This is a genomic window from Variovorax sp. OAS795, assembly GCF_040546685.1.
Taxonomy (GTDB): Bacteria; Pseudomonadota; Gammaproteobacteria; order Burkholderiales; family Burkholderiaceae_C; genus Variovorax.
This window is the reverse complement of sequence record NZ_JBEPOH010000001.1, coordinates 145,771-159,275: the sequence shown is the minus strand read 5'-3', so window position 1 is coordinate 159,275 and position 13,505 is coordinate 145,771. Positions and strand designations below refer to the sequence as shown.

The 13,505-nt window shown below is 66.9% G+C and carries 15 protein-coding genes; 12 read left to right on the top strand and 3 right to left on the bottom strand.

Features of this window, described 5'->3' with window-relative positions:
* Positions 1-13 precede the first annotated feature (13 nt).
* From lipP1 to ABID97_RS00760, 9 genes are all read left to right on the top strand, one after another.
* Positions 14-958, top strand: a complete 945-nt coding sequence (gene lipP1, locus ABID97_RS00800; RefSeq protein ID WP_354396692.1) for a LipP1 family hormone-sensitive lipase — start codon at positions 14-16, stop codon at positions 956-958.
* 110 nt (positions 959-1,068) lie between these two features.
* Complete coding sequence (locus tag ABID97_RS00795; protein ID WP_354396691.1) at positions 1,069-1,896, top strand: helix-turn-helix transcriptional regulator; 828 nt, start codon at positions 1,069-1,071, stop codon at positions 1,894-1,896.
* A gap of 21 nt (positions 1,897-1,917) precedes the next feature.
* Entirely contained in the window at positions 1,918-2,793 is an 876-nt protein-coding gene (locus ABID97_RS00790; RefSeq protein WP_354396690.1) for a branched-chain amino acid ABC transporter permease, read from the top strand.
* A 35-nt stretch (positions 2,794-2,828) separates the two neighbouring features.
* Complete coding sequence (locus ABID97_RS00785; protein ID WP_354396689.1) at positions 2,829-3,905, top strand: branched-chain amino acid ABC transporter permease; 1,077 nt, start codon at positions 2,829-2,831, stop codon at positions 3,903-3,905.
* Positions 3,902-4,720: an ABC transporter ATP-binding protein gene (locus ABID97_RS00780; RefSeq protein ID WP_354396688.1), complete on the top strand. Its 819-nt coding sequence runs from the start codon at positions 3,902-3,904 to the stop codon at positions 4,718-4,720. Before ABID97_RS00785 ends, ABID97_RS00780 begins: the two co-directional genes overlap by 4 nt.
* A 46-nt stretch (positions 4,721-4,766) precedes the next feature.
* Entirely contained in the window at positions 4,767-5,540 is a 774-nt protein-coding gene (locus tag ABID97_RS00775) for an ABC transporter ATP-binding protein (protein WP_354396687.1), read from the top strand.
* A 4-nt stretch (positions 5,541-5,544) separates the two neighbouring features.
* Entirely contained in the window at positions 5,545-7,428 is a 1,884-nt protein-coding gene (locus tag ABID97_RS00770; RefSeq protein WP_354396686.1) for an AMP-dependent synthetase/ligase, read from the top strand.
* 47 nt (positions 7,429-7,475) lie between these two features.
* Positions 7,476-8,639: an ABC transporter substrate-binding protein gene (locus ABID97_RS00765; RefSeq protein WP_354401634.1), complete on the top strand. Its 1,164-nt coding sequence runs from the start codon at positions 7,476-7,478 to the stop codon at positions 8,637-8,639.
* 8 nt (positions 8,640-8,647) lie between these two features.
* Positions 8,648-9,109, top strand: a complete 462-nt coding sequence (locus ABID97_RS00760; RefSeq protein WP_354396685.1) for an EVE domain-containing protein — start codon at positions 8,648-8,650, stop codon at positions 9,107-9,109.
* Between the two features lie 7 nt (positions 9,110-9,116).
* Here the strand turns inward: ABID97_RS00760 and ABID97_RS00755 are convergent, their stop codons facing one another.
* Together ABID97_RS00755 and ABID97_RS00750 are read right to left on the bottom strand one after the other, a co-directional pair.
* Positions 9,117-9,770 carry a MarC family protein gene (locus ABID97_RS00755; RefSeq protein WP_503012733.1) on the bottom strand — a complete coding sequence of 218 codons (654 nt, stop codon included), beginning with the start codon at positions 9,768-9,770 and terminating at the stop codon, positions 9,117-9,119.
* A gap of 1 nt (position 9,771) precedes the next feature.
* Positions 9,772-10,518 (bottom strand): SDR family oxidoreductase, encoded by a 747-nt coding sequence (locus ABID97_RS00750; protein WP_354396683.1) that lies wholly within the window; start codon positions 10,516-10,518, stop codon positions 9,772-9,774.
* Between the two features lie 73 nt (positions 10,519-10,591).
* Here ABID97_RS00750 and ABID97_RS00745 point away from each other — a divergent pair, with 73 nt between their 5' ends.
* Positions 10,592-11,197, top strand: a complete 606-nt coding sequence (locus ABID97_RS00745) for a 2-hydroxychromene-2-carboxylate isomerase (RefSeq protein WP_354396682.1) — start codon at positions 10,592-10,594, stop codon at positions 11,195-11,197.
* A 51-nt stretch (positions 11,198-11,248) separates the two neighbouring features.
* Entirely contained in the window at positions 11,249-11,932 is a 684-nt protein-coding gene (locus ABID97_RS00740) for a dienelactone hydrolase family protein (protein WP_354396681.1), read from the top strand.
* Between the two features lie 40 nt (positions 11,933-11,972).
* Here the strand turns inward: ABID97_RS00740 and ABID97_RS00735 are convergent, their stop codons facing one another.
* Positions 11,973-12,878: a LysR family transcriptional regulator gene (locus ABID97_RS00735; protein WP_354396680.1), complete on the bottom strand. Its 906-nt coding sequence runs from the start codon at positions 12,876-12,878 to the stop codon at positions 11,973-11,975.
* A 247-nt stretch (positions 12,879-13,125) separates the two neighbouring features.
* Between ABID97_RS00735 and ABID97_RS00730 the strand changes: the two genes are divergently transcribed.
* A complete protein-coding gene (locus ABID97_RS00730) occupies positions 13,126-13,494 on the top strand; it encodes a LamG domain-containing protein (protein WP_354396679.1) in 369 nt (122 codons plus the stop codon).
* Positions 13,495-13,505: the final 11 nt, after the last annotated feature.

Below are 13,505 nucleotides of genomic sequence, written 5' to 3'. Positions count from 1 at the left end.
CACCGGAGACACCATGCTGCATCCCCAGGCGCGCGCCTTGCTCGACTTCATCGAGGCGCGCGGCATTCCGCCGACACACACGCTTTCGCCGGCGGAGGCGCGCGCGTTCTACCGCGAGCGGCGCACCGCCACCCAACCCGAAGCCCCGCAGGTTGCCGAAGTCCGCGAACTGACGGCCGAAGGGCCGCACGGCACCATCCCGGTGCGCCTCTACCGGCCCCTGGGATCGCCGTCGGACGCGGCGCTGCCGGTGCTCGTGTACTTCCATGGCGGCGGCTGGGTCATCGGCGATCTCGACACCCATGACGTGCTGTGCCGCTCGCTCGCCAACGGCGCGGGCTGCGCGGTCGCATCGGTCGACTACCGCATGGGACCGGAGCACCGCTTTCCGGCCGCCGTGGACGACGTGCTGGCGGCGACGCGCTGGGTACGCCGCCAGGCCGCTTCGCTCGGCCTCGATGCGAGCCGGCTCGCGGTGGGCGGCGACAGCGCGGGCGGCAACCTCGCCGCGGTGGCGGCCATCGCGGCGCGCGATGCGGGCGACCTGCCCATCGCCTTCCAGCTGCTGATCTATCCCGCCACCGACCAGCGCCGCGGCCATCCTTCGCACGAGGCCAACGGCCAGGGCTTGCTTCTGACCCGGGACACGATGGCGTACTTCCACGACCACTACATCGACGACCAGCGGCACGACCTGGACTGGCGCGCGTCGCCGCTGCTGCACGCCGACCTCTCGGGCCTGCCGCCCGCGCTGGTGCTCACGGCCGGCTACGACCCGCTGCGCGACGAAGGCATGGCCTACGCCGAGGCCCTGACCGCCGCCGGCAATCGCGCCGCGTACGTCTGCTTCGAGCGCCAGATCCATGGCTTCATCACCATGGGCAAGGTGCTCGACGAGGCCGGCACCGCCGTCGCGCTGTGCAGCGCCGAACTCCGCCGCGCGCTCGCGCCGGCCTAGGGAAAGTCCCCGCGCAAATGGACGCCGTGCCATCGGCCCCCGCCGCTACGATCCAGCCAACGCAGTGCCGGCCCCCGGCCGACGGCGGCCCGATGCAGGAGACAGACGCCATGCAGCGAACGAAGACGGCGCCGCCGGAAAGCGGGAGCCCGGGATGCGGGGAGCGCCTGATGTGGCTCACGCACCAGCGGGTGTTCTACGCCGGGCTGCTCGGCGCCGCGGCCGAACGCACGATCGGCGGCTACGGCGTGTACGTGTCGCCGGCCGGCGCGCCGCCCAACCGCCTGCGCATCGGTGCAGGCGCCTGGCAGACGGGCCAGCTGCTGGTGGTGCCGCCGCAGGTGCCGCACCAGGTGGAAAGCGGCCATCCGCTCATCCTCAACCTGCTGGTCGAATCCGAGTCGGTCGATCCCGCGCGGCTGCCGGGCTTTCTGCAGCATTGCGGCCCGGTCGATGCGCCGGCGTTCGTGCAGCACATGCACGATGCGCATGCGCAGCTGCTCGCGCTGTCGGGCCGCCAGAGCTTCGAGGGCTTGGCGTTCGACCCCCTCTTCTTCGGCGAGGCGCTGGTGCCGCGCGCGCTCGATGCACGCATCCGCAAGGTGATCGACGCCATCAACGCCGACCCCGCCGCACCAGCCTCGGCCGAGGCATGCGCGGCCTCGGTGCACCTGTCCTTCTCGCGCTTCCTGCATCTGTTCAAGCAGGAAACCGGCATGGCGTTCCGCGCCTTCCGGGCCTGGAAGCGCGCCCGCAGCCTGCTGCGCTACGTGCGCCAGACCAGCACGCTGACCGACATCGCGCTGGACACCGGCTACCCCGACTCGACGCACTTCAGCCATTCGATCCGCCAGGTCTACGGGCTCAAGCCGAGCGACATCCTGGCCGGCTCGCGCCGTCTCGCGCTGCACGACGCGGCCGGCGGCCTCAGGCACTAGGCCCGCAGGACGGGGCGCCGCATGCAGATCCTCCAGCTCCTTCTCTCAGGCATTGCGCAGGGCTGCATCTATGGCCTGATCGCGCTGGGCTTCGTGCTGATCTACAAGGCCACCGAAACCGTGAGCTTCGCGCAGGGCGACCTGATGATGCTCGGCGCCTTCGGTGCATTTGCCGGCATGTCGCTGTTCGGCCTGCCGTTCTGGCTGGCGGCGCTGCTCGCCGTGGTGGCCATGGCGGCCTTCGGCGTGCTGCTGGAGCTGGTCGTGATCCGGCCCATCCTCGGCCAGCCGCAGTTCTCCATCGTGATGCTGACCATCGGCATCGCCTACGTGGCGCGCGGGCTCATCACCATGGTGCCGGGCATCGGCACCGACACCCACACGCTGGCCGTGCCCTACAAGGACCAGATCTGGAAACTGGGCGGGCTGGTGGTCAACCTCGAGCAGCTCGCCATCATCGTCGCCACGGCGATCCTCTGCGGCTTGCTGTTCGCGATGTTCCGCTACAGCAAGCTCGGCATCGCCATGCAGGCCTCGTCGCAGAACCAGCTCGCGGCCTACTACATGGGCATTCCGGTGAAGCGCCTGAACGGCCTGGTGTGGGGGCTCGCGGCGGCGGTCGCGGCCATCGCGGGCATGCTGCTCGCGCCCATCACCTTCGTGCACGCGAACATGGGCTTCATCGGGCTCAAGGCCTTTCCGGCCGCGGTGGTCGGCGGCTTCGGCAGCCTGCCGGGCGCGATCGTCGGGGGGCTGGTGATCGGCATCGTCGAATCGTTCGCGGGCTTCTACCTGCCCGACGGCTTCAAGGACACGGCGCCCTACATCGTGGTGCTGCTGATGCTGATGATCAAACCCAATGGCCTGTTCGGCGAAAAGCTGCGCAAGAAAGTCTGACCATGCGCCTCCACGCTCTACGGCGGACCTGACCCATGCGCTTCATCTTCAAGACCAGCTACGACCAGGACATCCGCCTTGCGCGGCACGGCGGCCATGTGTTCTGGTATGGCCTGCTGGTCGCGTTCCTCCTCGTCGCGCCGTGGGTCATCGACGAATACTGGCTTGCGCAACTGACCTTCGTGCTGATCTACGGCATCGTGGGGCTCGGGCTGATGCTGCTGGCGGGCTTCACCGGGCAGTTCTCGATCGGCCATGCGGCCTTCCTCGGCACGGGTGCCTATACCCAGGGCGTGCTCACGAACCTGGGCGTCCCGTTCCCTATCGCCCTGCTCGCGGCTGCGGCGCTGTCGGCGGCCGTGGGGGTGGTGGTCGCATTGCCGGCCTTGCGCGTGAAGGGCATCTACCTTGGCATTGCCACGCTGTCGTTCGGCTTCATCGTCGAGGAAGTGTTCGCGCGCTGGGAGAGCGTGACGGGCGGCAACGCGGGGCTGCACGTGAAGTCGCCGCAACTCTTCGGCTGGTCGCTCGGGTCGGGCAACGGCTTCTACTTTCTCTGCCTGGTGGTGGCGGTGCTCAGCACGCTGGGCATCCTGAACCTGCTGCGCTCGCCGACCGGGCGCGCCTTCGTCGCGATCCGCGACTCCGAGATCTCGGCGCAGAGCATGGGCATCCACCTCGCGCGCTACAAGACGATGTCGTTTGCGATCTCGGCCGCGCTCGCGGGGCTGGGCGGCGCGCTTTATGCGCACAAGCTCAGCTTCATCTCGCCGGACCAGTTCAACATCCTGCAGTCGATCGACCTGCTGCTGATGGTGGTGATCGGCGGGCTCGGCTCGGTGCACGGCGCGTTCCTGGGCGCGATCTTCCTCATCGCGATGCCGCAGCTCATCTCCATGGGCAAGGACTGGCTGCCGGCCGTGGTCGGCCAGGCGCCCGGGCTGCAGGGGCTGGTGTACGGGCTGGTGCTGATCGCGTTCGTGCTGTTCGAGCCGCTGGGCCTGTACGGCCGCTGGCTCAAGATCCGCACCTGGCTGCAGCTCTTTCCGTTCTACCGCAAGGGCCTGTTCAAGCGGCAGAAGTCGTTCACCAAGTCGGACCGCCTGAGATGAGCAGCAGCGACGTTCTTCTTTCCGCGAAGGACCTGAGCGTGCGCTTCGGCGGCGTGCTCGCGGTCAACAAGGTGAGCTTCGACGTGCGCCGCGGCGAGGTGTTCACGCTCATCGGCCCGAATGGCGCGGGCAAGACGACGGTGTTCAACCTCATCAGCCGCATCTACACGCCGACCATGGGCGAGATCACGTGGCACGGCGAGGCCGCCGGTCCGTTGGCGTTGACGCGCCAGGCCCCGCATGCGATTGCCGCACTCGGCATTGCGCGCACCTTCCAGAACATCGAACTGTTCGAGCACGCCACGGTGCTTCACAACCTGCTCATCGGCCGCCACACGCACCGGCAGACGGGTTTCTGGAGCGAGGTGTTCTTCACGCCCGCCACACGGCGCGCCGAGATCGCGGCGCGCGAGAAGGCGGAGCAGGTGATCGAGCTGCTCGACCTGCAGCATCACCGCGATTCGATGGTGGCCGGATTGCCCTACGGCGTGCGCAAGGTGGTGGAGCTGGCGCGCGCGCTGTGCACCGAACCCAAGCTGCTGCTGCTGGACGAACCTTCTTCGGGGCTCAACGTGGAAGAGACGGCCGACATGGCGTTCTGGATCCAGGACATCCAGCATGAACTGGGCGTGTCGGTGCTGATGGTCGAGCACGACATGTCGCTGGTGTCGAAGGTGTCGGACCGCGTGCTGGCGATGAACATGGGCGAGGTGCTGGCCACCGGAACGCCGCGCGAGGTGCAGGCGGATGCGAGGGTGATCGAGGCCTACCTGGGGACCGTGGACGATGTGAGCAGTTTGAGGAGGGTGGCATGAAGTCCGCTGCTTCGTCACAGGCGCCCGGAGCGCGAGGACTCACGCCATGACCGACGTAGTCCTCCAGCTGCTCAACGTCGAAAGCGCCTACGGCCCCATCAAGGCCATCCGGGGCGTGAGCCTGAAGGTCAGGCAGGGCGAGATCGTGACGGTCCTGGGCTCCAACGGCGCGGGGAAGACCACCATCCTCAAGACCATCTCGGGGATCATCGACCCGAGAAAGGGCAGCATCGAATTCAAGGGCCGGGACATCACGGCCAAGGACCCGGCCTACATCGTGCAGCAGGGCTTGAGCCACGTGCCCGAAGGGCGCGAAGTGTTTCCCTTGCTCTCGGTGCGCGAGAACCTGCTCATGGGCGCCTACACCCGCAAGGACCGCGACGGCGTGGCGCGCGACATGGAGAGCGTCTACAGCTACTTTCCCATCCTGCGCGAGCGCGCCACGCAGGACGCCGGGCTGCTCTCGGGCGGCCAGCAGCAGATGCTTGCGATCTCGCGCGCCATCATGGCCGCGCCGCACCTCATCATGCTCGACGAGCCCAGCCTCGGGCTCAGCCCCAAGCTGACGAAGGAGATCTTCGAGATCGTCGTGCGCATCAACCGCGAGCGCGGCACCACCATTCTGTTGGTCGAACAGAACGCCAACATGGCGCTCAATGCGTCCGACCACGGCTACGTGCTGGAGAACGGCCGCATCGTGATGGAAGACACCTGCGAACGCCTGCGCGAGAAAGAGGACATCAAGGAGTTCTACCTCGGCGTCAAGGACGACGGCGTGCGCGGCGAGCGGCGCTGGAAAAAGAAGAAGACATGGAGATGAGCGCATGACCACCCCCATCGCCCTGCGCCCTCCCGCCGGCCTGTGGGACCTGGCGCACCTGGAGGCCAAGCCCGGCATCGTCGTGCCGGGCGACACCATTCCCGCCGTGTTCTGGAAGGCCGTGGAACTGCGCGCCGACAAGGTCTGGATGCGGCAGAAGGAGTTCGGCATCTGGCGCAGCTGGACCTGGCGGCAGACCGCCGAAGCCGTGCGCGAGATCGCGGGCGGCCTGCTGGCGCTCGGCTTCGGGCCGGGCGAATGCGCCTCCATTCTTTCCAACACCGTCATCGAGTGGGTGCTGTGCGACGTCGCCGTGCTCAGCTGCGGCGGCGTCTCCAACGGCATCTACCCGACCGATGCGGCCTCGCAGGTGCACTACCTCTGCGAAGACTCGCGCACCACGGTGCTCTTCGTCGAGGACGACGAGCAGCTCGACAAGGCGCTCGAAGTGCGCGCGGGGCTGCCGCTCTTGCGCAAGGTCGTCGTGTTCGACATGGAAGGCCTGCGCGAGCTCGACGACCCCGGCGTCATGAGCCTGGACGCATTGCGTGCGCTGGGCCGGGCGCATCTGCAGGACCATCCGCAGGCGTTGGACCAGCGCATTGCCGGCTGCCGGCCCGAAGACCTCGCCATCCTGGTCTACACCTCGGGCACCACGGGCAAGCCCAAGGGCGCGATGCACAGCCACCGCGGGCTGGTGTACACCATGCGCGGCTACAACTCGCTGCTGGCGCAGGGCGAAGGCGACGAGCGCATGTGCTTCTTGCCGCTGTGCCACATCGCCGAACGCATGGGCGGCGAATACTTCGCGATGTACACCGGCTCGATCCTCAACTTCGTCGAGAACCCCGAGACGGTGCCCGAGAACGTGCGCGAGATATCGCCCACGGTGTTCACCGCCGTGCCGCGCGTGTGGGAGAAGTTCTATTCGGGCGTGATGATCACGCTGAAGGAAGCGAGCCGGCTGCAGCAGGCCGCCTACGGCTGGAGCATCGGCGTGGGCCGTCAGATCGCCGAGCGCGTGCTGCAGGGCCAGCCCGTGGGCGCGGGCCTGCGCTTCAAGTTCCGCCTGGCGCGCTGGCTGGCGCTGGACAACGTGCGCAAGCTCATCGGCATCCACCGCGCGCGCTTTCTCGTGACCGGGGCGGCGCCGATCTCGCCCGAGCTGGTGCGCTGGTACCTGGCGCTGGGCGTGCCCATGCTCGAGGTCTGGGGCATGACCGAGTCGTGCGGCGCCTCCACCGGCGTGCCGCCCTCGCGCATCATGCCGGGCTCGATCGGTCCGGCCACCAGCTACAACGAGGTGCGCCTCGATCCGCAGACCGGCGAGATCCTGGTGCGCGGGCCCAATGTCTTCATGGGGTACCTCAACCTGCCCGAGAAGACCGCCGAGACCCTCGACGCCGAGGGCTGGCTGCACACCGGCGACGTGGGAACGGTGGACGCGGGAGGGTATTTCCGCATCACCGACCGCATGAAGGACATCATCATCACGGCAGGTGGAAAGAACATCACGCCGAGCGAGCTGGAGAACGAGCTCAAGTTCAGCCCCTACATCACCGATGCCGTGGTGATCGGCGACAAGCGGCCCTACCTGACGGTGATCGTCATGATCGACCAGGAGAACGTCGAGAAGTTTGCGCAGGACCACGATGTGCCTTTCAGCAACTACGAGAGCCTGACGCGCGCGAAAGAGGTGCTGGACCTGATCCAGGGCGAGATCGACCGCGTCAATGCCAAGTTTGCGCGGGTCGAGCAGATCAAGAAGTTCTTCCTGCTCGAAACGCAGTTGAGTGCCGAGGACGAAGAGCTCACGCCCACGATGAAGCTCAAGCGCAAATTGGTGCAGGCCAAGTACGCCGGGCGCATCGAGGCGATGTACCGCTGAAGGGCACCGCCGAACCGTTTTTGTCAACCCGAGGAGACAACGCAATGATGAAGCTCAAGACAGTCGCGAGCCTGGCCGTGCTGGGCCTCGCTGCAACCTTCGCGTCCGCGCAGCAACAGGGCGTCAGCAAGGACGAGATCCGCATCGGCACCATCCAGGACCTGTCGGGGCCGCTCGCGGGCTTCGGCAAGCAGGCGCGCAACGGCATGCAGCTGCGCGTGGACGAACTCAACGAGCAGGGCAACATCAACGGGCGCAAGCTCAAGCTCTTCGTCGAGGACTCGGGCTACGACCCGAAGAAAGCCGTGCTCGCGGCGCAGAAGCTGGTGAACCAGGAGAAGATCTTCATCATGGCCGGCCACATCGGCACGGCGCAGAACATGGCGGCCATGCCGGTGCAGTTCGAGAAGAACATCGTCAACTTCATGCCGATCACCGCGGCGCGCGAAATGTACGAGCCGCTGAACCGGCTCAAGTACTCTTTCGCGGCCACCTACTACGACCAGATCCGCCTGGCCCTTCCCAAGATGATCAAGGAGAAGGGCGCGAAGAAGGTCTGCACCATCTACCAGGACGACGAGTTCGGGCTCGAGGTGCAGCGCGGTGCCGAGGCGGGCCTGAAGGCGGCGGACATGGAACTGGCCGAGAAGACCTCCTTCAAGCGCGGCGCCACCGACTTCAGCTCGCAGGTGGCGAAGATGAAGGCCGCCAACTGCGACCTCGTGGTGCTCGGCACCATCATCCGCGAAACCATCGGCACCGTGGGCGAGGCGCGCAAGACGGGCTTCAACCCGACCTTCCTGGGCTCCAGCGCCTCCTATACCGACCTGATCCACAAGCTCGGCGGCAAGGCGATGGACGGTGTCTACGCCACCATGACGGTGCAGAACCCGTACACCGACGAGCAGTCGCAGCCGCTGCGCTTCTGGGCCAACAAGTACAAGACCAAGTTCAACGAAGACCCGACCGTGTTCTCGGTGTATGGCTACGTGATCATCGATTCGTTCATCAAGGCGGCGCAGAAGGCGGGCCCGAACCTCACGACCGACAGCTTCATCAAGGCGATGGACAGCATGACCTTCGAGCCCGACATGTTCGGCAGCCCCAAGAGCAGCTACACCGCCACCAAGCGCCTGGGCAACGACCAGTCGCGCCTGTCGCAAATCAAGGACGGAAAGTGGGTGGTGGTGTCTGACTATGTGACACCATAACGGGCACCATGCCCAATTACTGGTTGATGAAATCCGAGCCCGGCGAGGTCTCGATCGACGACGCGCTTGCCGCGCCCAACGCCACGGTGGCCTGGACCGGCGTGCGCAACTACCAGGCACGCAACTTCATGCGCGACGGCATGAAGGTCGGCGACGGCGTGCTGTTCTATCACTCGAGCTGCCCCGAGCCCGGCATCGCGGGCCTTGCGCGCGTGGCCTCGGGCATCAAGCCCGACCCGACGCAATTCGACCCGAAGTCGCCGTACTACGACCCGGCCTCGAAGAAGGACGATCCGCGCTGGCTGCTGGTCGACGTGCAGGCCGTCCGCAAGACGCGGCTCCTGGCGCTGCCCGAACTGCGCGCCAGGCCCGAGCTGGCCGACCTGGTGGTGCTGCGCAAGGGGAACCGGCTGTCGATCACGCCGGTCGAGCCCGCGCACTGGAAAATCCTCGAGAAGATGCTGGCCTGAACGGGCACTAGCCCACGCGCTGCAGTATCGGAAACAGCTTGCCGAGCCCGTCGGCCATGACCTCGACCGCCAGCGCCGCGAGGATCAGCCCCATGAGCCGCGTCATGATGTTGATGCCGGTCTTGCCGAGCACGCGCGCGATCGGCTGCGCGAGCGAGAACGCCAGCGCGGTGGCCAGCGCCACCACCACGCCGTAGCCCACCAGCAACCCCAGCTCCCACAGGTGCTGCGTCTTGTCGGCATAGATCACCACGGTCGATATGGTGGCCGGGCCGGTGAGCAGCGGAATGGTGAGCGGCACCACCGCGATGGATGCGCCCATCGAGGCCTTGACCTCGGTGGCGCGCAGCTCCTCGACGTTGGTCTTGCTCTCGGCCGGCTGTGCATTGAGCATCGAGAGCGAGCTCATGAGCAGCAGCAGTCCGCCGCCCACCTGGAAGCTCGCAATCGAGATGCCGAAGAATGCCAGCAGTTGCAGCCCGATCAGTGCGCTGACCGCGATCACGACGAAGGCGCTGAACGCCGACATGCGCACCGTGTGCCGGCGCTGCGCATCGGAATAGCCCTGCGTGTAGTGGATGAAGAAGGGCACGATGGCCAGCGGGTTGACGATGGCCACCAGCGTGACCAGCGGCTTGATCAGGTCCATCGAGGTACTCAACTTACCTCCCTCCGGTCACGTCGAGCAGGGCCATGGTGGTGTAGCTGGCCTCTTCGGACAGCAGCCACAGGATGGCGCCGGCAATCTCGTCGGCGCTGCCGGTGCGCTGCATCGGCACGGTGGGCGCCAGCTCGAAGGCGCGGTCGGGCATGCCGCCGGAGGCGTGGATCTCGGTGTCGATCAGGCCGGGCCGCACCGCATTGACGCGGATGCCCTCGGCGGCGACTTCCTTGGCCAGGCCGATGGTGAAGGTGTCGATGGCGCCCTTGCTGGCCGCGTAGTCGACGTACTGGCCCGGCGAGCCAAGCCTCGCCGCGGCGCTGGAAATATTGACGATGGCGCCGCCCGCACCGCCGTAGCGAGTGCTCATGCGCCGAACGGCTTCGCGGGCGCAGATGAAGCTGCCGATCACGTTGGTGCGGAACATGCGTTCCAGCCGCGCCACGCTCATTTCGTCGACACGCGCCTGCACGTCGACGACCCCGGCGTTGTTGACCAGCGCCGTGAGGCGGCCGAGCCGCGCGTCGACCTTCTGGAACATGGCGGCCACCTGTGCCTCGTCGCCCACGTCGGCCTGCACGGCCACCGCAGTGCCGCCGCCCGCGCGGATGGTGCGCACCACCTCGTCGGCGGCCAGCGAGTTGCTCGCGTAATTGACGGCCACCGCGTAGCCGCGCTGGGCCGCCAGCAAGGCGGTGGCGGCGCCGATGCCGCGGCCGCCCCCGGTGATCAAGAGTACCTGGTCCAATTCCGACCTCCTGCACAAAAACTGCGTGTCAGTTAAAACCGTTGGCTTGGATTACATCATCGAGGGCACGCGGATGAGCCACACGATCGACTATTACTTTGCGCCGCAAAGCCCCTGGACCTACCTGGGGCATGCCCGCTTCGCCGACATCGCGGCAGCGGCGGGCGCCACGGTGCGCATCCGGCCGGTGGACCTGGGCAGCGTCTATCCGATCTCGGGCGGACTGCCGCTCGGCAAGCGGGCACCGCAGCGCCAGGCCTACCGGCTGGTCGAACTGGCGCGCTTTTCGCGCCACCTCGGCCTGCCGCTCAACCTCAAGCCGAAATTCTTTCCCGTCTCGGGCGACGATGCGGCGCGGCTGATCATCGCCGTGGACCTGCACGACGGCACCGACGTGGCCATGCGGGTGTGCGGCGCGGTATTGGCCGCGGTCTGGGTGCAGGAGCGCAACATCGGCGATCCGAAGGTGCTCGAGGCCCTGGTCGCCGAATGCGGCCTGCCGCCCAAGCGCACGGAGCAGTCGCTGAGCCAGGCCGTGCAGGAGCGCTATGAGGCCTACACCCAGGAAGCGATCGACATCCAGGTGTTCGGCGCGCCGAGCTATGTCATCGACGGCGAGATATTCTGGGGCCAGGACCGGCTCGATTTCGTCGCGCGCAAGCTCCAGGACGAGCGCTAGCGCGACACACCTCTTCGATCGGTCATTCGCAAATTCAAGGAGCAGACAACCATGGGCCAATTCATCGATCTCACCGCAAAGGACGGCTTCGTCTTTCCAGCCTACGTGGCCGAGCCTGCCGGCAAGCCGCGCGGCGCCGTGGTCGTGGTGCCGGAAATCTTCGGCGTCAACTCGCACATCCGCTCGGTGGCCGACGGCTATGCGGCGGACGGCTACCTTGCCGTTTCTCCGTCCACCTTCCATCGCGTGAAGCCCGGCGTCGAGCTCGGCTACAGCGACGACGACATGAAGGCCGGCTTCGCGCTGAAGACCGCGGTCGAGGCGCTGCCCGCGCCCGGCGTGCTGCAGGACGTCGAAGCCGCCGTGGCCTATGCGGCCAAGGCCGGCAAGGTGGGCATCGTGGGCTACTGCTGGGGCGGCCTCCTGGTCTGGCGCGCCGCGAGCCTGGTTCCGGGCATCGCGGCCGCGGCACCTTACTACGGCGGGGGCATGACCACGCCGGAAGAAACCGCGCGCCAGCCCAAGGTGCCGGTGCTGGCGCACTTCGGCAACCAGGACCACTGGATTCCGCTGGACACCATCGAGGCCTTCAAGAAGGCGCATCCGGAGGTGCAGGTGCATGTCTACGAATCTGGCCACGGCTTCAACTGCGACCAGCGCGGCTCCTACAACGCCGAGGCCGCCACGCTCGCGCGCACCCGCACGCTGGAATTCTTTGCCAAGCACGTCGGCTGAACGACGCCTGCAATAAAAAGCCCGGCCCTGCCGGGTTTTTCTATTTGCGTTTCGCGCCCGGCCCCTTGCCGACGCGGGTCTGTAGAAAGTCGAGCAGCGCGCGCAGGGCCGCGCTGTTGTGGCGCCGCTGCAGGTACGCGGCCGAGAGCCACATGTCCTTGCGCGCGTAGTCCTGCAGCACCGGCACCAGCTCGCCCTCGTCGATGTGCGACTGCACGAGGATGGAAGGCAGGTAGATCACGCCGAAGCCGCGCATCGCGACGCGGATCAGCGGCGCGCCCTCGGTGCAGTCCATGCGGCTCTTGACGGCCACGTCCAGCGGCTCGCCGGCTTCGTCGAAGCGCCAGACCGGCTGGGCACCGAGCAGCGAATGGGTGAGCGCCTCGTGCGCGGCAAGATCGCGCGGATGCGCGGGCTTGCCGTGCTTCTTCCAGTAGACCGGCGATGCGCAGACCACCATCTCCATGAGCATCAGCTTGCGCACGATGAGGTTGGCATCGGCGACCGGGCCGCTGCGGATGTCCACGTCGATGCCTTCTTCCGCGAGGTCCACCGCGCGATTGGTCAGCTGCAGGCTGATGCTCACATCCGGGTAGTAGCGCATGAAGTCGGCCAGGAGGCCCGGGAACTCGCCGTTGCCCATGCCGTGGGGAGCCGAGATGCGCAGGCGCCCACCGGGCTGGCTCGCGCGCTCCTGCAGTTCGGCCTGCGTGAGCTCCACCATCTCGAGCACCGGCGTGCTGCGTTCCAGCAGCAGCTGCCCGGCGTCGGTCAGGCTCACCGATCGCGTGGAGCGGTTGAGAAGGCGCACGCCAAAGCGCGTTTCGAGTTCCGCCACGTATTTGCTGACCGTGGCTTTGGACATGTCCAGCTTCTTGGCCGCATGCGAGAAGCTGCCTTGCGAGGCCACCTCCCGGAAGGTTCTGATCAGATCGAGACTGTCCATGTCAAAGTGCCCATTGTTTCCGTTCCTGCGCCGGCGTGCCCGAATTCTCCAGGAAGCCGGACATCCGGACGGCGCCGGGCGCCCACCATCGCGTGCACGCCTTTGAACTGTCATTGTTTCAATAGAGGAAACACGGTGTCTCTGTTCCGCGCGTTCCGCACTGTTGTTTCAGTCGGAAACTCGCCGCACAGGTGAGCGAACGAGCAAGCCTGGTGGACGAACCATCCAACGAACACAAGGAACTGAAATGAAGACCTCGCACATCCTCGCCGCCGCCGCCCTGACCCTCCTCGCCGCCACCGGCGCCCAGGCAGAAACCTACGACGGCGTGAACACCGCCATCTCGACCAAGAGCCGCGACGAAGTGAACGCCGAAGCCGTGCGCACCGCATCGGCTCCGAACCAGAACGTGACCCGCGGTTCGCGCGGCCCGGAAACGGTGGCCGTGTCGAAGGACCGTTCGCTCGTCGAAGCCGAAGCGGTCCGTACCGCCTACGCGCCCGACCAGAACGTGAGCTCGGGTTCGCGCGTCAACAGCAAGGTCCTCTCGACCATGCCCCACCCGATGGACGCACGCGTGCAGGCCCAACAAGGCTCGGGCGCCGTCGCCAAGTAAGCCGTCGAAGA

Coding starts and splice junctions, on each gene's coding strand:
- lipP1 (WP_354396692.1), top strand. CDS start 14: ATGCTGCATCCCCAGGCGCGCGCCTTGCTCGACTTCATCGAGGCGCGC.
- ABID97_RS00795 (WP_354396691.1), top strand. CDS start 1,069: ATGCAGCGAACGAAGACGGCGCCGCCGGAAAGCGGGAGCCCGGGATGC.
- ABID97_RS00790 (WP_354396690.1), top strand. CDS start 1,918: ATGCAGATCCTCCAGCTCCTTCTCTCAGGCATTGCGCAGGGCTGCATC.
- ABID97_RS00785 (WP_354396689.1), top strand. CDS start 2,829: ATGCGCTTCATCTTCAAGACCAGCTACGACCAGGACATCCGCCTTGCG.
- ABID97_RS00780 (WP_354396688.1), top strand. CDS start 3,902: ATGAGCAGCAGCGACGTTCTTCTTTCCGCGAAGGACCTGAGCGTGCGC.
- ABID97_RS00775 (WP_354396687.1), top strand. CDS start 4,767: ATGACCGACGTAGTCCTCCAGCTGCTCAACGTCGAAAGCGCCTACGGC.
- ABID97_RS00770 (WP_354396686.1), top strand. CDS start 5,545: ATGACCACCCCCATCGCCCTGCGCCCTCCCGCCGGCCTGTGGGACCTG.
- ABID97_RS00765 (WP_354401634.1), top strand. CDS start 7,476: ATGAAGCTCAAGACAGTCGCGAGCCTGGCCGTGCTGGGCCTCGCTGCA.
- ABID97_RS00760 (WP_354396685.1), top strand. CDS start 8,648: ATGCCCAATTACTGGTTGATGAAATCCGAGCCCGGCGAGGTCTCGATC.
- ABID97_RS00745 (WP_354396682.1), top strand. CDS start 10,592: ATGAGCCACACGATCGACTATTACTTTGCGCCGCAAAGCCCCTGGACC.
- ABID97_RS00740 (WP_354396681.1), top strand. CDS start 11,249: ATGGGCCAATTCATCGATCTCACCGCAAAGGACGGCTTCGTCTTTCCA.
- ABID97_RS00735 (WP_354396680.1), bottom strand. CDS start 12,878: ATGGACAGTCTCGATCTGATCAGAACCTTCCGGGAGGTGGCCTCGCAA.
- ABID97_RS00730 (WP_354396679.1), top strand. CDS start 13,126: ATGAAGACCTCGCACATCCTCGCCGCCGCCGCCCTGACCCTCCTCGCC.